Genomic DNA, 22,156 nt, shown 5'->3' on the forward strand with positions numbered 1-22,156 from the left:
ATAGGAAATCCTAAATTCCCCTTTAGTTTACGCTCGAACCTCTTGTGCTTTCTCTTGCTTTTCAACAGTTTGTTCAGTTGCTTCTACTACGTCCTCTTGTTTTACTTCACCACCATCGATAAATTCATCAAGTGGCTCTTCCCCTTCAAAAGAAACCGTTCCATCATCAAAAACAGTTGGTGCTTTTGCAGACTTAAGCGTTTTAACTTTCTCTACCAATTGTGAAGATTGCTCTTGAATTTGTTTTGATAGTTGCACTGTTTTATCCTTCGCTGTTGACGAGAAGTCTGCACTTTTATCTTTTAAATTAACGGCTTGCACTGCCACATCACTACGTAAATCTTTCCCTGATTTTGGAGCTAATAATAACCCTGCTGCTGCCCCCACTATACCTCCAACTAAAGCGCCAATGACGAAATCTTTCATGTTTACACGCTCCTCTTCATAGATCGATTCCTGCGAATTATAAAGCTGTGGTAATGTACTTTCAAGTTGTTGTTCTTTCACTTCGTTAAAGTTTGGCTTTTGTGTAGTCATGGACAATTCCTCCCATTTTATAATCTAATGCGCCTAGACGTCTGTATTACTACTTGCGAGCAACACATGAAAATCGCCTAAGGCTTTATTTATATTCAGCAGGTGTCAATAAAGCACCTGCTCAATAATAATTATTTTTTGCGACCCCATTTTCTTTTCGGCTTGTCCGATTGAACCTGTTCAAAATTATATACGTCCTCAGGCATTATTTCTGGTGCCTGCTCAATAATTTTACGCTTCTTCCATTTATCTGCAATGCCCATTGCAACATTACTCCACTGTACAACTTGCGCAATTTTTTCTTCGTTCTGTTCAACGCTTTTAGAAATAGATGATGTAATTTGCTGTACGGATGCATTTAAACCATTTACAGACTCACCCATACCTTTCACTGCATGAACAACAGAATTTAACTGCTCCGATTTTTGTTGAATATCTTCGGCTAAGCTATTTGTTTTAATTAACAAAGAAGTCGTTTCACGTGTAATGCCTTCCATTTGTTTCTCAATGCCTGATAATGTGCCTGATAAACTGCTAAGAATGGATTTGAGCGAAAATAACGTCATACCGACGCTGACACACAAAAATAAAAAACCGATTGCTGCAATAATTGCTGCGATATACAAAATGACTTCCATAAAATAGACCTCCTGCTAGTAAGAATTCTCTCTATACTATTACTTACCTTATCTTCGACAAATAAAACTTAAATCCTTCTCAAATTTTAGAAAAACAGCTTATTCCTTACGGATTAAGCTGTTTCGTTGTTTTTTAGTACATCTTCAAAGGCATCTTGGAACTTATGAACATCGCCTGCGCCCATAAATAAAAACACTGCGCCTTTATGCTTTGTTAAAACATCAATACCTTCTGTAGTAATTACAGCACTTCCTTCAATAAGAGAGGCTAAATCTTGAATCGACAGTGCACCTTGCGTTTCCCTTGCTGAACCAAAAATATCGCAAAGGTATGCTGCATCTGCCAAACTAAGGCTATCAGCAAAGTCCTGTAAAAATGCTTGCGTACGTGTGAATGTGTGTGGCTGGAATATAGCTACCAATTCACGTTCTGGATATTTTTGTCTAGCCGATTGAATCGTTGCACGTATTTCTGTTGGGTGATGTGCGTAATCATCAATTAACACATGATCCCCGATTTTCGATTCCGTAAAACGTCTTTTTACACCTTTATATGTGTTTAAACGTTCTTGAATAATTTCTGATGAAATACCCTCGTATTGGCAAAGTGTAATAACAGCTAATGTATTCAACACTGCATGGTCGCCAAATAGTGGAATAAAGAAAGTGCTATAAAATTCATTGCGAACAAATACATCAAATGTTGTGCCTTCTGTTGTTTTTTCAACATTACGTGCTTCGAAGTCATTTTCAGCTCCGAACCCATAATAAACAACAGGCACTTTCGCTTGAATACGTTGCAAATGCTCATCATCACCACAAGCAATAATTGCTTTTTTCACTTGTAAGGCAAGTGATTGAAAGGCTGCATATACATCTTCAATGTTCGCGAAGTAATCCGGATGGTCAAAGTCAATATTCGTCATTACTGCATAATCAGGATTATAGGCTAAAAAGTGTCGACGATACTCACATGCTTCCATCACAAAGAAGTTTGCATTTTCATGTCCTGCACCAGTACCATCACCAATTAAATACGATGTTGGTTTATATCCGCCAACAACATGCGCCATTAAGCCTGTTGTAGAGGTTTTGCCATGCGCACCTGTAATGGCAATGGATGTGTAATTGCCAATATACTCACCAAGAAATTTGTGATAACGAATAATTTCTACACCGATTTCACGTGCTCGCACTAATTCAGGATGGTCATCAGGAAAAGCATTCCCTGCGATTATTGTCATACCTTCTTTAATATTATCCGCATTAAAAGTAAAAATTGGAATATTTCGTTCACGTAACGGTTGTTCCGTAAAGAAATACTTATCAATATCTGAGCCCTGTACTTGTTCACCAGCATCAAATAAGATTTGTGCAAGCGAACTCATGCCAGAACCTTTAATGCCTGTGAAATGAAAAACTGTCATTAATTAAACCCCCCGGGAAATACAATATCCCATCTATCATCTATTAGGTGTATCGTATTTTGTACTAGGTATTAATACCTTTACACGTACAGAAAAATACGTACTATGTTAAAACATCTTGTCTATTATAGCACTATTTATGCACAAGGATAAATGTGCAACTTTTCTAAAAAAACTAATTTTGACGAAAGTCAGATAATCTTGACGAAAACACCGCAATTCTTATTCAAACATAGCAATTAAATCTTGCTCAGTAATATAACTTTCACGCGGTTTACTACCTCGTGCTTCTGACACAAAACCATGTGATTCCAGCATATCAATTAAACGTGCAGCACGATTATAACCGATATGATACTTGCGTTGAATAAGAGAAGTCGAAGCTCCACCTGCTTCATAAACAAAGCGACAGACATCCTCAAACAAATCATCTTGCTCTGCAGTAACTTCTGATTTCTTTAAAAGTTCCTCTTGATCGAATATATAATCTGGTTCACCTTGCTCACGAACATGATCGATAATCGCTTCTATTTCATCATCTGTTACAAACGTCCCTTGCAAACGTACAGGTGCCGACATGCCATTACCTAGATACAACATATCGCCTCGTCCTAGTAAGCGCTCTGCACCTTGCCCATCTAATATTGTACGTGAATCGATTTGTGAAGATACCGCAAAGGCAATACGGGTAGGGATATTAGATTTAATTAGACCTGTAATAACATCGACAGAAGGTCTTTGCGTGGCAACAATTAAATGAATACCACAAGCACGTGCCTTCTGCGCAATCCGACAAATTGCTTCCTCAACATCTGCTGGCGACATCATCATTAAGTCTGCTAACTCATCAATAACAATTAAAATATAGGGTAATTTTAAACTATGCTCATTGTTTTTATCTGCTAAAGCGTTATAACGTGTAATATCACGCGCACCTGCATGTGCAAATAGCTGATAACGACGCTCCATCTCCTCTACAGCCCATTTTAACGCTGCTGTTGCAGCCTTTACATCCGTAATAACCGGACTGACTAAATGGGGAATATGATTGAATGGCGCAAGCTCTACCATTTTTGGGTCAATCAGCATAAGTTTTAATTCATGCGGTGCAGCTTTATATAATAAACTAACCAAAATGGAATTGATACAAACAGACTTTCCTGAACCAGTCGCCCCAGCAATTAAGCCATGTGGCATTTTTCGTAAATCAATTGTCACTGGCTTCCCTGTTAAATCGAGACCAAGTGCCGCTTCAAGTGGTGAATCAGAATCGAGGAATGACGCACTATTTGTCACTTCTGATAAACGAACAGCACGAGATACACGGTTAGGAATTTCTATTCCGATCGAACTCTTTCCAGGAATCGGCGCCTGTATTCGAATGTCTTTTGCAGCTAAAGCCAGTTTTAAGTCATCTGCTAAATTACGAATTTTACTTACCTTTGTACCATGACTAACTGTAATTTCAAATTGAGTAACGGCAGGACCTTGCATAATCGATTCTATTTGTGCTGACACTTGGAAATAAGATAGTGCTTCAACTAGTGTATCCCCTTGTTGCTCCATCCACTCTGTATCCTGTGTTTTCTCCTCAGGTAGCTCCAAAAATTCATCCGTTGGCTTTTGGTACACATGAATAGGCTTTTGAGGTGTTATTTCTTTTTCAGGCTCTATATTTAAAATTTCCAGTGAATCATTAAGTTTCTCCTCAATGATGTTTTGATTATCATTTGATTGTGCGATAGTTTTTTCATGTAATAAATCCGTTTCGACAAAAAGCGTTGCAGAAACTTCTTCACTTGCATCCACTGTAATTGCTGGTTGTTCTGCTTGGCGTAAAGCATTTGCAACAAACGGTGGTGTATTTTCTTCAAGTGCATCCGCTTCACTTGCTAACTGTTCTGCTTGATGAATTTCATTTGGAACAATCGGTGATACTGGATTTGCTTCATGTGCATCCGCTTCACTTGCTGACTGTTCTGCTTGGCTTACTTCATTTGTGACAATCGGTGATACTGGATTTTCTTCAACAGTTTCCACTTCAGTCGCTAACTGCTCTGCTTGGCGCATTTCATTTGTGACAATCGGTGATACTGGTTTTACTTCATTTGCATCCGCTTCAATTGACTGTTTTTCAGTTGGCATCCGTGTCATTGTTGCAACAGGAGACATCGTGATAACAGGATTACTATTAGATTCTGTCATTTTGGAAAAAGGTTCTTGGGATGATGTCTCTATTGAAGATGTATTTACATTTTCTAACAATGCTCCATCGTCGATTTTGTCATCATCGGAAGTAACCGCTATCTCGCTTTGTATTTTTTCTGTAGTCGCTGGCACTTTCGATTTTAATTGTTGTGAAATGCGCCATTTTTCTTTATCTGTTTTTAACATTAAGACATTAAATGGAATGCGACTCTTTTCTTGCTTTAAAGATGACTCCTCGACTACCTGCTGTTCATTTTCTTCACTCGTCGGCTGAACAACCGTCACTTCTCCAATATGGATTGTGGAATTCTCTATTTGTAATTGTTCCACAACGACTTCTTTTACATGAATTTCGGATTGATCTGCTGATAGCTGTTCAACAGCTAGTTCTTGTTGCACAGCATCTTTAATTTGAGCTTCAAAATTTACAGCAAAAGATGTTGTTTGTGGTATAGGTAGCTCTATATCTGCTTTATCTGTCAGTTCGCTTTGCTCTGGAATTTCAAGCTCTTCAAATGTAATCGGCTGCTTTGGTGTTGCTTCCGTAGATGCTTCAAAAGCTACTTTGCTTGACTCTGCCACTTCAACTTCTTCAAAAGTAATTGGTTGCTTCGAAGTAGCTTTGCTATTCGCATCAACGATTGCTTGACTTTGCTCTATCACTTCAACATCCTCAAATTCACTTAAATGCTTCGCTGGCACTTCCTTTAAGCTTGATATCTCAAGCTGTTCATGTAAATCATTTGGCGTAATGGTAGGCTCTTTTTCTTCTAGTATATTTTCAATAGGCTTATTTGTTGTCGCTTCTTTTGCAATCATAGCAATGGAGGGCTTTTCCGCTTCATGTTCCTCCTTGCGTTTATTTAATAATTGCTCGATTGGACTTGGTTTTGCAAAACCATAAACTGGCGAAGGAACATCCGTTGGTACAAAACGTTTACGATTTTGCGCCATAATTTCGGCAGTATTTTCCTGTTTCACTTGTGGTTCTTTTATAACAGGTGTTGCTTCAACTTGTGCATCACGAAAAACCATACTCGCTTTTGTCGGATATTCTTGCTTAGGTTGAACACGTGAAATTGTCGTTCGGCCAGTTCGTTTCGAACGATTTTCTAAAAGCTCACGAATTCCAGAAACTTCTATGTCATATACACGGGAATCTACAACTTGATGATTTAAATGTTTTGGTAAAGATAAATCTTCAATTTGGCCATATACATCGTCCATTTGATTAAACATTTCTTTTGGTTGTGAAGCAGGTTGCGGCAACTCTGGTTCATCGTCAATTAAAGGGAAACGAAAAGCTTTTTGTGAAGGTGCTTGCGTCTCCTTTATCGGCTGTTGCTGCTGCGGTTGCTCCTCATACTCTTCGTAATATTCTTCATATTCATAGTCATCTCTATTTAAAATTTTATCTAATTTTCTTTTAAACCAATTCACGTTGTTTCACTCATTTCTCTTACACTTCTTTTATAGCATTGTCTAAGACTATTAAAATCGGGTACTAAAACTATGTTCAATGTCCACATCAAAAAGCATACCATAAAAATGATATAGAAACCCGTATTTATAGGCTCAATCTAGACAAAAAATCGTTATACCACCAGCTATTGGTAGCATAACGATTTTTGCTTAAAACTTATTCGTTTAACGGCTTGGTGTTTCAAATGCACTACCTACTACAGCAGCTTCAGGTAAAATTAAAATACCTTTTTCAGATGGTGCATTAGGAATGGCTAATTCACGCGCTGAGCATAACATACCAAAAGAGTCAACACCACGTAAATTGCCTTCTTTAATCAGCATACCTGATGGCATAACAGCTCCAATTTTAGCAACGACTACTTTTTGACCAGCATCAACGTTCGGTGCACCACATACAATTTGTAGCGTTTCTTCTCCTACATTGACAGTACAAATACTTAATTTATCAGCATTTGGATGCTTTTCTTTTGTTTCTACATAGCCCACAACAAATTTAGGTGAAAAATCTACATCCAGGCTAATTGTAGCTCCATTGTTCGTAATAGCAGCTTCAAGCTGTGCAACAAATTCTGGTGTAATCTCTACATTCCCCTGCGCCTCAACTTGCACATACTTACTTGCATTAAATAAGTTAAATGCTTTTATTTCCCCTGTTTGTGCTTCTTTTAAAATGGCAATATCACCAGCACGTTCTACCTCTGTTTTCACAATTGCCTCTGTTGCTAATTGTACTAATAGGACATCTCCCACATGTTCTTTGTTGTAAAATACATTCATTGTTTTTCTTGCTCCTTCTTTACTCTGTTTTTTGCTAGTATAAAGATTGGTTCTAGCTCTCCATCTTCATAAATAAATGATAATGACGTAATCGGTACTGTTCCTACCGTAAAGAAATGCATCGTCATCTGTGCTAATACATCATACCCTGTTTCATTGCGAATATCACCTAGTATTAATACATCTTGATGAGGTACAGATACAGTCATATCCCCTTCAATTTTTGAGCGCATATCTTTTAAAAAGCTTTCATTTAAAATACGACTGGCATCATAGCCATCATTGGCATTAATAAAATAAAAAACATTGCCAGCTACTTCGTCTTTCTTATAATTGGTTGGTAGTTGCTTAACAGAAAAACGCGCCATTTCTCGGATTTGCTCTACAGTTAATTTTAACGTTTCTAACATGGATTCATCAATAAAGCGATACGTTTTTCCTAAATCGAGTGCATAGAAAATACGTGTTTCGGCAGTATGCTCCGTTGTGATAAAAGCATGTCCTTCTTTCGAAGCTTTCGGATAAGATGTGGCACGAATAACCGGGTAGATTTGCCCAGATTGTTTAAAGCCTTGCTCCTGCTCCTGTTCCATTGCTAAAAAAGTTTGCTCAATCGTATAGACAACTTCTGCAATCGCCGCTTCTTGCTTTTCATTATATTTTGCTAAAATACCTGGTAAAGAAAGCTCCATCCCTTTGTCTAGTTTTTTATGATTTAAGCGTAATTTATCTTGCTTTTTATCAAATTGAAAATCAAACTTTTGCTCATTTAACTGTTTTTTTAATAGGGACACAAGTTGCTCTGATTTTATTTGTTTCAATTCGCTCACGTCCTTTCTTCATAATGAAGCGGCTCACATAGATTTGTGAACCGCTCTTCAAACGATGCAATTATTTAATCTTAACCGAATGAACGATTTTCGTCATCTCATGAAGATTATTTTCAATATTATTTGCTGGTGAAATAGTCGTCATTTTTACACCACCACTGCTGACAATTAACTCAAATTCATCTTTATTATCTGTTTTAGACACCGCAGAGAAGCCGAAAATACCATCCTTGTCATATGTAGTTTCATTAATGACTTTCTTTGAACGATCTTCTTTTAGCAGATTATAATAAAGCTTACTATCGTCTTGTTCACGATCATTGATAAAAAGAATATAGGAATTCGTTCCTTTTGATATTAAAATATTATAGGCATCTGAACTATCCTCAATTTTGAACTTTGACGGTAAAAAAAGTTGAATTTGACCAATTTTGTCGGTATACGCTTCTGGCTCTTCTGCAAATACCTTTTCTGTCATTTGAAGTCCACTAGCAATTTGTTCATCAACCGATTGATTACAACCCGAAAGCCCCAAAAGTAATAGCAGTAAACCTAATGCTTGAAGCCTTGCATAAGACATTTCAATCTCCCTTTCATTGCTAACTTTTTTCTATTTTAAAAAAATTCTAGATAAGTTGCAACTTCACTGCTTCGTTCTCACTAGTTCTAAGACACTATCTTTGTGCTAATGTGAACAAATATTGTCCAACAAGCAGCGCGACAATATGCTCAAACATTGTCTGTCTACTCACTATCCCTTGCGTAAAAATACCTACAGCCCCTGCGCCTTGACGAATATCTAGACGTTGCGTATATTGTTCCATTACAGGACCAAGCTCCCTGCCACCCCTTATTTCCTGGGCAATTTCTTCTGGCAAAATAATTTGTGCACCTGCTGCCGTAAACGTTGTCCCATCAGCTAATGTTAGTGCTCCCCAATTGCAGACATACATCACACCATCTATTTCAGTGACGCCACCTTCAAGTCCAAAGGATAGTGCTGCATCGGTCGCAAGGGCTGTATTTTTCGCCCGATTGATGGCCCCTAATCTTGTTTCTTCCGTAGTTAAAGGTTGCTCTGATACTTGTGAGGCGGCTTTAAAATATGTAAAATTTACTTTTTCAAAATATTGATTAACAATCGCTTGCACTGCTTGGATTTTCGCTTTATTCGTTGTCCCAATCGCTATTTCCATTGATATCCCTCTTTCTTTACATAGAAAAAAGATGCCCTAAAGGCATCTTTTCTGTTACTTATACATTAGCGCGAATCGTTTCTAATGTCGAACGATCTGCTTTTTTCACTAATTCTACGATTAATGCTTTAGCTGCTGCATAGTCATCAATATGAATGATCGATGCTGACGTATGGATATAACGCGAGCACACACCAATCACAGCACTTGGTACACCGTCATTTGATGTATGTACACGACCAGCATCGGTGCCGCCTTGAGATACAAAATACTGATATGGAATATGATTAGATTCTGCCGTATCTAAAATAAACTCACGCATACCACGGTGTGTGACCATTGTACGGTCAAGTATTCGTAATAATGTCCCTTTACCAAGTTGACCAAATTGATTTTTATCTCCAGACATATCGTTCGCAGGTGATGCATCTAACGCGAAAAATAAATCAGGTTGAATCATATTTGCTGACACTTGAGCGCCACGTAACCCAACTTCTTCCATAACATTGGCACCTGAATATAAATGAGAAGCTAATTTTTCATCTTTCACTTCTTTCATTAATTCAATCGCCAGTCCACAGCCGTAGCGATTATCCCACGCTTTTGCCATTATTTTTTTCGGATTGGCCATCGGCGTGAATGAACATACTGGGATGATCGACTGTCCTGGGCGAACGCCAAGAGCAATCGCATCTTCTTTATTGTCCGCGCCGACATCAATCAGCATATTTTTGATTTCCATTGGTTTTGCACGTTCTGCATCTGTAAGTAAATGCGGTGGAATGGATGAAATTACACCTGGAATTGCACCGTTTTTAGTATATACTTCTACACGCTGTGCAAGCATCACTTGGTTCCACCAGCCTCCAAGTGTTTGAAAACGAATTAACCCATTATCAGTAATAGATGTAACCATAAATGCTACTTCGTCCATATGACCTGCTACAAGTATTTTAGGGGCATCTGCTACTTCACTATGCTTGACACCAAAAATACCACCTAAATGATCTTGGATAACCTCATCTGAGTACTTCTGTAGCTCTGAACGCATAAATGCACGTACTGCATGTTCATTGCCTGGTGCACCCGGTAATTCCGTTAAAGTTTTAAATAATTGTAATGTTTCCTCATTCATGATGACTCTCTCCCCACGAAGTAGAATTTTCTTCCTTGCTTATTGTATCATAATTATTTCAGAAGTCGAAATATTGATATATTTCATAAAAGTCCTTTGCAATGAACGTGCATTCACTCTTTGTGCTATGCTAAAATAGAGCTATAGGAAAAGGAGGAAAAAACCCATGAAATTACGTGATTTTTTAATTGGTGTTGCAACAGGCCTCGCCGCGGCAGTCATTATTAAAGAAGCCAGTGAAAAAGTTTCTCCGTATGTGCCAGCAGGACAAGTACTTGAAAACATAAAAAAGGAATTTAAAAAAGATGCGCCAATAGACGGTTCTTGGATCTTTATGAAAACAGATAATTTCACAAATGGTTTTATGACAATTCCCGTTTATCGTGGTGGGATTTCTCGCATGCACGAGGGTGAAATGCAAACATTCGAGTTCGCTGCCGACGCACGCTCTGGCGTTGTCGTAGAACTAATCGAAGTCTAAACATAATCCGTTACAATAGCATGTGGACATTGTGATACGTCCATATGCTATTTTCTTTATAACTACATATATGTAGTGCAGGATGAACGATGCTGCTCAAGTTGTTTTTCGTTGTTTCGCGGGTAAATCATTTTGTTCTGCGGGTGTTTCTCTCGCTTTCGCGGGTAAATCTTCTTGCTCCGCGGGTATTCCTTCTCTTTTCGCGGGTAAATCACCTCACTCCGCGGGTATTCTTCTCCCTTTCGCGGGTAAATCATCTTACTCCGCGGGTATTCCTCGCTTTCGCGGGTAAACCTTCTTGCTCCGCGGGTATTTCTTCTCTTTTCGCGGGTAAATCACCTCACTCCGCGGGTATTCTTCTCCCTTTCGCGGGTAAATCACCTTACTCCGCGGGTATTCTTCACCTTTTCGCGGGTAAATCACCTCACTCCGCGGGTATTCTTCTCCCTTTCGCGGGTAAATCTTCTTACTCCGCGGGTATTCCTTCTCTTTTCGCGGGTAAATCACCTTACTCCGCGGGTATTTTTCCCTTTCGCGGGTAAATCGCCTTACTCCGCGGGTATTCCTCACCCTTCCGCAGGTAAATCACCTCACTCCGAGAGAAATCAAATAAAAGGAGGTATATGTGTTATACCTCCTTTTACGTAATCTTATTCTTCTAGACCTTTATTATTAAAATACTTTTTATATTTTCGGTAATAGTTTAGATTATTTAGCGTAAGCTTTACCCAGCGCTTTGGATTCATATCTTGTTCGAAGTAAAGTGAATTGGTGCACTTTCCTTCACGAATCAATTTTTGTGCTTCTAGTTTAAGCTTTTCGTTTGATGCGTATTTAAATAGCACACCTTTCGGAATAATCATCCATAAATGTTTATCCTCAACATATGTTAACTGTTGCTCAATATTTAACATATGGTCATCCGCTACATATTTCATTAAGTTATGACCACTTGCGGTTACATAATAGCTTGAGCGACCGTTACGTAAATTAATTTCAAATAACTTATATTGTTTATCGCGAATATCATACTTCATATCGAAGTTAGCAAAGCCCGTATAGCCGATATCTTCTAAAAAGTGGCGCACTTGATCCATCAGCGCTTTATCATATGTCGTTACGATTGCTGCATAACTACCAATTCCTTCAGGTGAATGCTCTTCTAAAATTGGGTTACCTAGGCACATTAGCTTCACTTTCCCGTCTTTTCCTACATATGCATTTAACACGCGCATATACGAATCATCACCAGGGATGAATTCTTGAATTATCATTGTATCTTGGTAAGTAGAGCTATAAATCGCTTTTAAGATAGCCGTTTTTTCCGCTTCATCATGTGCAACGAAGACCTTTTTCTTTCCTGGGAATTTACAAGCCCAATATTCCACTGAATTGGACGCTTTTAAAATAATTGGATAGTCAAATGGTGGTGTAAAGTCTTGATAGTTTTTAGCTGTAACTGTTGTTGTACCTGGATACTTAAAGTCGTACTTCTCACACATTTTATAAAAATTTTCTTTCAATAATATTTCATCCATTAATGACTCGTCAATATAAGGTACTGTAAAGTGCTCCTGTAGAGCCGGTTTGTTTTTAATAATTAGTTTTGCATAATCATCGCCACAAGCAAGTAGCAGTAATTTTTTATCAGCGTATTGTTTTGCAACTTGTGCAAGGGCTGGTGCAAATACGTCTTGTTCATTTAAACGATCGATTTCTTGGAACTCCAATATATGGCTATCCTGTGTTGCTGTTAAATGTGAACGTCCTAATACAAGTGGCTTAATGCCATATGCTTCATAAAATGCTCGGGCCATGCCGTATGCATTCATATCTGATCCTAATAATACTGGTAAAAATGGTTGCTCCGTTGCCATCGTTATTTCAACTCTCTTTTGTGTTTTAGTATAGCTTTTAGTGTATCACATTTTCCAAAATGTTCACGAAAAAAAAGCCCCCATACGGAGACTTTTCCATTATTCATAATGTACTTTGTAATCATTGGATGTAATCCATTTCAATTTCATCGAGAAGATTCGCAGTAAGATGACATTTAATATAATTGGTAAGGCGATAAATAATGTAACAGCTACAGTGATTGTATAAGGTGTCCATCCGACTAAACTTAAATATTTCAACGGTCCCACAAAACCACCTAAACCGAAACCTGCACTGTATGGGGTACCTACGATTTCAAACAGACCTGCTAATGCCCCTAATATTCCCGCAGTAATAATCATCGGAAATGCTATTTTAGGTTTCATGAAAAAATTACGCATTTGAATTTTTGCTTACGCAACATGGGCAATGGCTGTCCCAATATTATTTGCTTTATAACTAGCAATACACATTCCGACGCCAGATGCACAAACACCGAGATTTGCTGCACCTGCACCGATGCCTGATAACATAATAACTGTCGCAACACCGATTGTAGAGATTGGTGAAATGATTAAGATAGAGAAGATCATGGCAATTAGCGAGCCCATTACAACAGGTTGTAATGTCGTTAAATGCTCAATTATCAGACCAACATAGCCTGATCCTGTACGCACATACGGTAAAATGGCATTTCCGATTAAACCAGGTACGAACATAGCAAGTGCAGGCATTAAAAGAAGTGTAAAATCTTTCAGCTTATTTCCTAAAAATTGCACAAACAGTACAGCCAAAGCTGTCGTAATCCCGATATTAATTACCACACCAATACCGGCGATGGTAATGCCTGCATCCGGATCAATTGTATAGACACCGCTACCGACAAATGCAGCTAGTCCAACGCTACATGTTTGAACAGGCGTTAATTTAAAGCAAATACCTGTCATTACACCTATTACAACTGGCAATAGACTCATAGCTAAAACCGATGTATTTAAAATAATTTCTAACTGAGGTACGTAGGGAATAATTAATTTTAATATTTCTCCAACTAATGCGTTTGGAATTAAACAAACGACAATCCCCATACTCATACCGGTTAGTACATTATTAATAAAATTTTTCATTGTATTTCATTTCCCTTCTGACAATATAACGCTCGTTGATGTTATCTCAGTATATTAATATTAGACTAATCGGTCAATATAAAATATTCAGAATATTGTATACCAATATCGGTAAACAGCATATTCCATCCATAGTCAGAAAGTAGTCGTTTACAACTAGCTGAAAACTGCACAAAAAATATCGGTGCCAGGCACATAAACAATTACAGCAAGATAAATAAAAAAGACTACAGGCAAGCGTCTAATCTTTCGCTTGCCTATAGTCTAGTTTACATGTGTGACCTATGATTAAAATGTTATAACCGCTTGTCTACTGCGTTCTAACTTAGCAACCATTTCCTTACCTGTTTCATTCCATTTCACCATACGATAATACGCATCATGGTAGAAAATAAAACTGTAGCCGTTTGCTAAAGCTTCTTTCATCATTCGTTCCTTAGCAAATACACTCGTCATCGGATAATCATCATATGCTAACACCCATAATGGATTTTGATGCGCATGCGTTGGCATAATATCGGCCATATGTATCATGACCTCACCATTTTGTGACAACTTAATGATGGCATGTCCATCACTATGACCACCTGTGTGGATCATTTCAATGCCAGGAGCTACCTCTAAAGAGCTTTCGTACGTTTCAACTAAATGCTGTACAGGCTCCCAGTTTTCTTTCCAATACGTATTTTTTGAGCGAATATTTGGCTCACGCATTTCATCCCATTCAATTTGTGTTACATAAATTTTAGCATTTGGGAATGTAGGAACTAAAACTTCACCTTCCCATTGCGTCAGACCACCCGCATGATCAAAATGTAAATGTGTCATTAAGATTGCATCGATATCAGCGGTTGTTAGACCAAGCTCTTGTAAACTATCAGCTAGCGTGGATTCCTCTGTTACGCCATAGTTTCGTAGTTGCTTTTCATTTAATTTGTTAAAACCGACACCCGTATCAATAAGGTAATTTTTTTCACCATATTGAATTAAAATAGGCTCTGTTGGTAATTCAATTTGATTGTTTTCGTTTACTGGATATTTACGTGACCAAAGTGGTTTTGGTACTACGCCAAACATTGCACCGCCATCAAGGCAAGTGACACCCCCGTTTAGCCATGATAATGTCATATTGTGAAACTTTAACTGATCCATCCTTACTCCCCCTGCTATCTATTATTTTGTAATAAATTGCGATTCTAAGCGATAAATCGGCTGACCTTTAGCAGAAAATTTCTGCTCGTATTCTGTCATAATATTATCTTCTGGCATATTTGCATGTAGGTCGAGTGATACATACTTCAGTAACATACCATATTCAGACATACTAACTAACGAATACTCGAACAGTCCACGGTTGTCCGTTTTAAAATGAACTTCCCCGTTATCCACTAGAATCGACTCATATAATTTCAAAAAACCCTCATGCGTTAAACGACGCTTTGCATGGCGTAATTTTGGCCAAGGATCTGAGAAATTCAAATACACGCGGTCTACATCATTTTTTTCAAAGAATTTATTTAAATCTGCGCCATTTACTTTTAACAAACGTAAATTCGCTGGAGATTTAGCTTCAAGAATGTTTTCTAATGCGCAAACGATGACACTATCATAAAGCTCAATACCGATATAATTAATATCTGGATTTTGCAGAGCCATTCCGGTTACAAATTGACCCTTCCCAGTACCTACTTCAATGTGTAATGGGTGATTGTTGCCAAAAACCGCTTGCCAATTTCCTTTAAAGTCTTCAGGATTTGGAATAATCACCTCTGGATGATTTGTAATCATTTCCTCTGCCCAAGGCTTATTTCGTAATCTCAATTTTCTTCCTCATTTCTTAATAGTGAAATTATTGATTTTTTATAGTATAACGTAAAAACGTCATATTCGCATGATATTATTGCGAAATGACGTTTTTTGTTTTTTCTAATTTTATACATTTCCATGCTTGCTGTTGGATTGTACAGCGCACAATTGTATCCTGCCCAATTGCACCAATGTAGTTACCATCTGTATGACAATCAACGCTCTGTGCATGTACAACAATCTCAAATTGATTGCTTTGTAAAAAAGTTATTTCTCGGAAAGTTGTATGCTTCTCAAAAAAAACAGTAGCAAAAACTAGTAGTAGCTTCCATCTTGCAATATTATGAACAATGGTTAATTCAATTTTGCCGTCCAATGCATTAGACATAGGTGAAATTTTCATTCCTCCACCAAAATACGGTTGATTGCTCGTTGCTACAAACCATACATTCTGAAATTGCTGTGTTTGATTGTTTGCATAAACCGTTACATCGAAACAGGTAAAACGAAACAGGCTCCTAACTACTGCGGCAGCATAAGATAGTTTTCCTAATCCAATTTTATTAAAATAGTATTTTAGACGCGACTTATTAATATGCTTTGTGACATAGGCATCAAAGCCAAGCCCTGCATTATTGACGAATATTTCATCGTGCATGGTTCCTAGTTGAATCTTTCCTATATCTATCGAACGCTCAAGCATTTCCGTTTTGACGTAAGCTTCAATTTGTGTTGCATTTTGAAATGTTGGAAAATAACGTGCAAAGTCGTTACCAGAGCCTGCACTAATAACACCAATCACAACAAAATCATTATGTACAATGCCACTAACTACCTCATGAACGGTGCCATCTCCACCAACAACAATGATTAACTTTTTTATTTGCCCGTTTTGTGCCCATTCGCTCGCAATTTCTTGACCATGCCCCTCATATTGTGTCAGAGCGACTTGATAATCAATCGTTAAATGTCGTTGTAGTCTATTCCAAACAATTTTCCCTTTGCCATTCCCTGCACGCTCATTGACAATAAATAATACATGCATCTGTTAGTCCTCAGCTTTTGAAGGTGTCTGTTGCCAAATATCACGATTAAATGAAGTCGTTTGGACGTTATTTAAAATTGTTTGTGCAGCGCGGATTTGCATATGCTTCATAGGAGATGATACATTTCTTAAAGCATGCAACCATTCATTATAATTACGACGATCCACTAATCGAACGTTAAAAGATGAGCCTGGATAATCGAAATAGCCATTGCGTGTTAAAATAACTTTGCGAATCGGCATGTCGACTTGATCTTGCTTAAATAATTGAGTTAACACAGATTCCATTCTACTTAAATTAATCATTGGATTCAGTACTTTCGAATCTTTTGTGCCCACTTTTTTCTCCCAAAAACGGTCACTTCCACCTACATACACTGCTTGATTCTCTGCCTCAAGTACAGTAATACAAATACATTCTGTAGGTGACATTAACACAACATCTAGCTCAATTGGTGCCTTTCTCACTTGCAAAATAGGATAGTAAAAAACTAAATAATTATCTGGTAATTTTTGTAGCAATGTTCGCAACAAAGAATCACGTAAAAATCGAGGATCGACATAAGATTTTTCCCGCAAAGTGGAACTCGCCCACTTCATTTGGAAATGAAAAAACTGATCTATAAACATTCGCTTCAACTCATGAATAGACTGAGGTGCGTACACTATATTCGGTTCAAATGATAAAGTTGTTTCTTCTTCAGGGATCATATCTTCGTCATTTGTCAATTCGTTTGTAACGTCGATTTGCTCAATATCTTCTTGCACGTCTTCTTTGTGTCGCCCTGCAAAAATCTTTTTAAAGAGTGAGAAGCGCTCTTTTTCTTCCAATACATCATTGTCTTTTTCATTCGCAGTATGCTGCCACTCGGTAATATCTTCGCCCAATTCCCACCTACGTTTAATTCGATCCCATTGGCTTTTCTTTAAACGTACAAATTGCGTTGGATATCTAGCTAAATCAATTTGATAACGTGAAATATAATCTTGTATTTTCACTAATTGTGCCATGTTTAGGTCACTCCAATCTTACTGCCCCATATCAAATTCGCCTCGTTACTAGTCGGTATCACCGTGATATCGACTAAAGGCGCTATCTTTTTTATTTTACATGACGTTTCAGGAGAATACATGCATATTTTGTTCTATAAAAAAGAGCTACCCTCCTAACTTGGCGAATAACCAAGTTTTAGGTAGCTCTTTTTAATCATTTATACAGATTAGGCATTAATTGAAATTGGTAATTTTGCCTCAAATGCTTTTTGCAATTTACGAGTCCATTCACCAGGAACACCTGCACCAATTTGCTGACCATCCACATCGATAACCGGTGTCACTTCAGATGAAACAGAAGACACAATAATTTCATCCATTGCTAATAAATCGCCTTTTGTCATCGGCTCTTCAATCACTGGTAAATTTATTTCAGCGGCACATTTTAATATAACTTGGCGTGTAATACCATTTAAGATGTAGTTATTTGCTGGGTGCGTATAAAGTTTACCATCATTAATACCGTAGACATTAGCAGAAGAACATTCTGTGATAATATCTCCACGGTGTAAAATGGCTTCGTAGCAACCTTTTTCAGATGCTTCTTGTTTCGCAAGTACCGCGCCAAGTAAATTTAAAGATTTAATATCACAACGTAACCAACGAACATCTTCAACCAATGTCGCTTTTACGCCTTTTTCGAAATTTTCAATTGAACGTTCACCAGTTTTAACATTACCTGTTAGCACTGCTGGTACGCTTGCATCCGGGAAAATGTGGTTACGAGAAGTTGTTCCACGTGTAATTTGGAAGTAAACATGACCTGTATTTAAATTATTTTTTTCGATTAAATCATGCAATAATTTGTGTAATACATCTTTTGTATAAGGAATAACAAGGCGAATTTTTTCGGCACTAGCATAGAAACGATCGATGTGCTCTTGTGCTGTAAACATATGCCCGTTATATACTTTGATTACTTCGTAAATACCATCACCAAATTGGTAACCACGGTCTTCTGGTGAAATTGTAATAGATCCTTCTTCAACGATTTGGTCATTCCATAATGAGTATGCCATGTTTATACATCCTTTTCATTTTTAAGTTATTTTCACATTTTTAAGTACAATGATTCCCACTACACGATCAAGTAAGACCAGATGCAGTAAATCAAAGTAAACTTTTCAGTGAAGTACTTGGCGTGTGAAGCTTCGTGATCTCTTTGGCAAGAACATTACGCTCTTAATGACACTTACTTCCCAGCCAATTCTGCAATGGCTTCTGCATAAATAGCAGCAGCTTGTACTAATTTATCAACAATTACATATTCATCCGCACGATGCATGACATCTGGATCACCAGGGAAAAGCATGCCGAATGCCACACCTTTTTTCAAGACGCGTGCATACGTTCCACCGCCTGTTGAAAGTAAAGGTGTTTCGTTATCGCCCGTTTGTCGGCGATAAACACCAGCTAACGTTTGGATTAACGGATCATCCTCACTGACATAATGAGGTTTTGAGTTTTCTTGAACATCAAGTGAAAATCCTTTGTCTGCAGCTAATCGTTGCGCTTCTGTTATTTTGTCATCAAATGGATACGTTACAGAGTAGCGGAAACTAATAACAATGTTGCCACCTTGCGTTGCATCGTAAGTTACAATACCAGGATTTAATGTTGTTTGTCCGGACATGTCATCTTCATATTGTAATGCTAGTGCATGACCATAATGATCCTGATGGAATACATCAACGATAAAATCGACAAATTGCTTACTTCCTTCAGTCGTTAACTCTTGTTGTAAAAATGCTGCAAGGTAAACAGCTGCATTGACACCTTTTTCAGGTTCCATTGCATGGGCTGCTTTTCCTTTGATAGTTATTATATAGTGAGAACCCTCCATTAATAAAGAGCCTTCTAGCTGATTTTTACTTAAAAATGTTTGAAAATTCTGTTCGAACGGTGAAGATACGAATTGAACTGTCGCTTTCGCAAAATCAGGTACCATATTTGAACGCTTTCCAGCATTAAATAGTAGTAGCTGTTCTTTCGTTGCATCCCCAATCTGCTTTTGGGACAACACAAGCGCAGCAATGCCTTTTTCGGCATTAATCAGTGGGAAATCCGCATCAGGAGCGAAACCGATTGTGGGCATTTCCTCGTTTTTAAAATAGTGGTCGACACAGCGGAAGCCTGTTTCTTCATCTGTTCCGATAATCATACGCACACGTTTGTTTAATTGAATACCTGCATCTTTTACAAGTTTCATTGCCATCCATGCAGCAACTGTTGGGCCCTTATCGTCAATAGCACCGCGCGCAAATAATTTTCCATCTGCAATCGTGCCGCTAAAAGGTGGGTACGTCCAGTTTGATTCATCACCTACAGGGACAACATCTACGTGACATAAAATACCCAGTAACTCTTCACCTTGGCCCATTTCAATATGTCCAGCATAATTATCAACATTTTTTGTTTGTAACCCTTGTGCTTTCCCTTTCGCTAACAACCATTCCAATGCCTTTAACGGTCCTTCACCAAAAGGCACATCCGCAGTTATTGTTTTTTCATCCAGTACACTATTAATTTGCACAAGCTCTTGCAACTCTTGAATTAATTCATCTTGTCTTTCTTTTGCAACCTGTAACCAATCCATCCTATGTACCTCCTCCATTTTATAATAAGATTATTCTACTCTTTACTAAAAAAAATTCAATCATCTTTCTAACTATCATTTTCTTATCTTTCCTTTACACTACCACATATAGCATCTTTTTCACTAATCTCCACAAAATACAGCGCAAACTTTATGAATTAATTGTAAATTTCCACGCCATTCACTAGAAAATCACATCATTATTCTATATAATAGAGTTATCAGAATTATTTGTTCTGAACATAAAATTAGAAAAGGGGATGTCTAAGGCAGCTACTTAATAGCCTCAGTGCACTCCGCACATATTGTCGTCCGCTAGTCTTTGCCAAGTGAATTAAGATGAAGGAGTGGTTCATTTATGAAACCAACTACTGATCGAATGCTTAATCGTATTAAAGATGTGTACATGTTTATTTTAGACAAAGGAACCGTGTCTACACAGGATTTAGTCGAAGAGTTTAGCATCACTCCTCGCACCGTTCAAAGAGATTTGAACGTGTTAGCCTTTAACGATTTGGTGATGAGTCCAAGTCGAGGCAAATGGACAACGACGAGTAAAAAAGTAAAATTGACGTCTTAGTTTTTGCGCACTTTGCGTAAAGCATTTTTGTATGGAAAAAGAATGACCTTTCGTCGGGGTCATTCTTTTTTTCTATTTACAAAGCACTTTATTATCCGTTACACTCGAAACATTCTACATGTTGAGAGGAGGATAATTCTATGAAACTTCCCAAAATGTTTCATCCACTTGTTTGGATTATTTTAGGTGGAACGATTTTCACACGCGTTGCAAGCTTTATGGCAATGCCTTTTTTAGCTATCTATTTACATAACGAAATTGATGCCTCCCCTTTACAAATAGGATTAACCATTGGTATCGCGCCACTTATTTCTACAGTAGGTGGATTTTTCGGCGGTTACTTAACAGATCGCTTTGGTCGAAAAAGTATTATTTTACTTACGATCCTCGTATGGAGTATTGTGTTCTTTGGTTTTGCAACAGCGCATACAATTTGGTTTTTCGTCATTCTAAATGCATTGAACGGGTTATGTCGCTCCTTCTTTGAACCTTCTACACAGGCTTTAATGATTGACTTTACTCCTGCTGATAAACGAAAACGATTGTTTTCATTGCGTTACACAGCCATTAATATTGCCGCAGTCATAGGACCACTTATTGGTGTATATATCGCGACATTATCTAGTCCTAGCGTACCGTTTATGTTGACAGGCGCTATGTACATTGTTTATGCCATATTTTTATTTTTCGTGTTGAATCGTTACAAAATGCAACAGCAAAAGGCGATGGTTCATACAAAAGTGCTACAAACCTTTACAATTCTTTTAACAAACCGTGTACTGCTAAGCTTTATTTTCGGCGCAATCTTAATAAATATTGGCTACTCGCAATTCGACTCAACACTTCCTCAGCTTATTGAGCTCAAAATTGAAGATGGAGCCAAGCTCTATTCGCTACTGATTTCGTTAAATGCTGCGGTTGTACTTTTACTGCAATTACCGATTAGTATTTTTTCAGAGCGCTTCACATCTACAACAATACTGCTTATCGGTATTTTATTCTTTGCTGTTGGGCTCACATTATTTGGCGTATCTACAAACTATCCGTTGTTTATTTGTGCAATGGTTCTTTTTACAATTGGTGAAATATTTACTTTCCCAACAATGAATGTCATGATTGATGAAATTGCGCCAGAGACCCAAAAAGCTACATATTTAGGTGCGGCACAATTTAAAAATTTAGGCGGTTTTATTGGTCCTATTATAGGTGGCTGGCTGTTAACACATTATATTGATACAATGTTTATCGTCATTGCTGCCCTTGTTTTATGTAGTTCCCTATTTTATCGACCCAAAACACAATAAAGAAGCACGAGACAAGTAGGCTGCCTACTGGACTCGTGCTTTTACTTATAACC

The 22,156-nt window shown here is 37.8% G+C and carries 19 protein-coding genes and 1 pseudogene; 3 read left to right on the forward strand and 17 right to left on the reverse strand.

What is annotated here, in order from left to right; all coding sequences use genetic code 11:
- Positions 1-27 precede the first annotated feature (27 nt).
- The 9 genes from T479_RS16950 to T479_RS16990 form a co-directional block, all read right to left on the reverse strand.
- Positions 28-537 (reverse strand): YtxH domain-containing protein, encoded by a 510-nt coding sequence (locus T479_RS16950; protein ID WP_024363757.1) that lies wholly within the window; start codon positions 535-537, stop codon positions 28-30.
- Between the two features lie 131 nt (positions 538-668).
- The gene (locus tag T479_RS16955) at positions 669-1,175 is read right to left on the reverse strand and encodes a DUF948 domain-containing protein (protein WP_025220330.1); all 507 of its coding nucleotides are present in this window, start codon (positions 1,173-1,175) and stop codon (positions 669-671) included.
- A gap of 113 nt (positions 1,176-1,288) precedes the next feature.
- Positions 1,289-2,602, reverse strand: coding sequence for a UDP-N-acetylmuramate--L-alanine ligase (gene murC / locus T479_RS16960; protein WP_024363755.1), 1,314 nt, complete (start codon positions 2,600-2,602; stop codon positions 1,289-1,291).
- 222 nt (positions 2,603-2,824) lie between these two features.
- On the reverse strand, positions 2,825-6,250 hold the full coding sequence (locus tag T479_RS23345; protein ID WP_025220331.1) for a DNA translocase FtsK: 3,426 nt from the start codon (positions 6,248-6,250) through the stop codon (positions 2,825-2,827).
- A 207-nt stretch (positions 6,251-6,457) separates the two neighbouring features.
- On the reverse strand, positions 6,458-7,072 hold the full coding sequence (gene ytpR / locus T479_RS16970; RefSeq protein ID WP_025220332.1) for a YtpR family tRNA-binding protein: 615 nt from the start codon (positions 7,070-7,072) through the stop codon (positions 6,458-6,460).
- Entirely contained in the window at positions 7,069-7,893 is an 825-nt protein-coding gene (locus T479_RS16975; protein ID WP_081769926.1) for a DUF1444 domain-containing protein, read from the reverse strand. The genes ytpR and T479_RS16975 overlap by 4 nt, the downstream gene beginning before the upstream one ends.
- 70 nt (positions 7,894-7,963) lie before the next feature.
- Positions 7,964-8,482 carry a hypothetical protein gene (locus tag T479_RS16980; protein ID WP_025220334.1) on the reverse strand — a complete coding sequence of 173 codons (519 nt, stop codon included), beginning with the start codon at positions 8,480-8,482 and terminating at the stop codon, positions 7,964-7,966.
- 94 nt (positions 8,483-8,576) lie between these two features.
- The gene (locus T479_RS16985; RefSeq protein ID WP_024363750.1) at positions 8,577-9,098 is read right to left on the reverse strand and encodes a DUF84 family protein; all 522 of its coding nucleotides are present in this window, start codon (positions 9,096-9,098) and stop codon (positions 8,577-8,579) included.
- A gap of 58 nt (positions 9,099-9,156) precedes the next feature.
- Complete coding sequence (locus T479_RS16990) at positions 9,157-10,233, reverse strand: M42 family metallopeptidase (protein WP_025220335.1); 1,077 nt, start codon at positions 10,231-10,233, stop codon at positions 9,157-9,159.
- Between the two features lie 166 nt (positions 10,234-10,399).
- Between T479_RS16990 and T479_RS16995 the strand changes: the two genes are divergently transcribed.
- On the forward strand, positions 10,400-10,714 hold the full coding sequence (locus T479_RS16995; protein WP_024363748.1) for a peptidase M4: 315 nt from the start codon (positions 10,400-10,402) through the stop codon (positions 10,712-10,714).
- Between the two features lie 650 nt (positions 10,715-11,364).
- Here T479_RS16995 and T479_RS17000 read toward each other — a convergent pair.
- From T479_RS17000 to pepV, 8 genes and pseudogenes are all read right to left on the reverse strand, one after another.
- On the reverse strand, positions 11,365-12,591 hold the full coding sequence (locus T479_RS17000; RefSeq protein WP_025220336.1) for a carboxylate--amine ligase: 1,227 nt from the start codon (positions 12,589-12,591) through the stop codon (positions 11,365-11,367).
- A 99-nt stretch (positions 12,592-12,690) separates the two neighbouring features.
- Positions 12,691-13,719 (reverse strand): annotated as a pseudogene (locus T479_RS17005) (PTS transporter subunit IIC).
- A gap of 288 nt (positions 13,720-14,007) precedes the next feature.
- Positions 14,008-14,871 carry a YtnP family quorum-quenching lactonase gene (locus tag T479_RS17010; protein ID WP_025220337.1) on the reverse strand — a complete coding sequence of 288 codons (864 nt, stop codon included), beginning with the start codon at positions 14,869-14,871 and terminating at the stop codon, positions 14,008-14,010.
- A 21-nt stretch (positions 14,872-14,892) separates the two neighbouring features.
- On the reverse strand, positions 14,893-15,540 hold the full coding sequence (trmB, locus tag T479_RS17015; protein WP_024363744.1) for a tRNA (guanosine(46)-N7)-methyltransferase TrmB: 648 nt from the start codon (positions 15,538-15,540) through the stop codon (positions 14,893-14,895).
- A gap of 76 nt (positions 15,541-15,616) precedes the next feature.
- Entirely contained in the window at positions 15,617-16,570 is a 954-nt protein-coding gene (locus tag T479_RS17020; RefSeq protein WP_025220338.1) for a diacylglycerol/lipid kinase family protein, read from the reverse strand.
- Between the two features lie 3 nt (positions 16,571-16,573).
- Positions 16,574-17,581: a nuclease-related domain-containing protein gene (locus T479_RS17025; protein WP_025220339.1), complete on the reverse strand. Its 1,008-nt coding sequence runs from the start codon at positions 17,579-17,581 to the stop codon at positions 16,574-16,576.
- 209 nt (positions 17,582-17,790) lie between these two features.
- Positions 17,791-18,642, reverse strand: coding sequence for a D-amino-acid transaminase (gene dat / locus T479_RS17030; RefSeq protein WP_025220340.1), 852 nt, complete (start codon positions 18,640-18,642; stop codon positions 17,791-17,793).
- 173 nt (positions 18,643-18,815) lie between these two features.
- Positions 18,816-20,219, reverse strand: coding sequence for a dipeptidase PepV (gene pepV / locus T479_RS17035; RefSeq protein ID WP_025220341.1), 1,404 nt, complete (start codon positions 20,217-20,219; stop codon positions 18,816-18,818).
- A 358-nt stretch (positions 20,220-20,577) separates the two neighbouring features.
- On the opposite strand from pepV, the gene T479_RS17040 reads away from it, so the two are divergent.
- A complete protein-coding gene (locus tag T479_RS17040) occupies positions 20,578-20,799 on the forward strand; it encodes a DeoR family transcriptional regulator (protein ID WP_025220342.1) in 222 nt (73 codons plus the stop codon).
- 140 nt (positions 20,800-20,939) lie between these two features.
- Positions 20,940-22,103, forward strand: coding sequence for an MDR family MFS transporter (locus tag T479_RS17045; protein WP_029747347.1), 1,164 nt, complete (start codon positions 20,940-20,942; stop codon positions 22,101-22,103).
- The last annotated feature ends 53 nt before the right edge of the window (positions 22,104-22,156 follow it).

Origin of the sequence: Lysinibacillus sphaericus (assembly GCF_000600105.1) — a bacterium.
Classification (GTDB): domain Bacteria; phylum Bacillota; class Bacilli; order Bacillales_A; family Planococcaceae; genus Lysinibacillus; species Lysinibacillus sphaericus.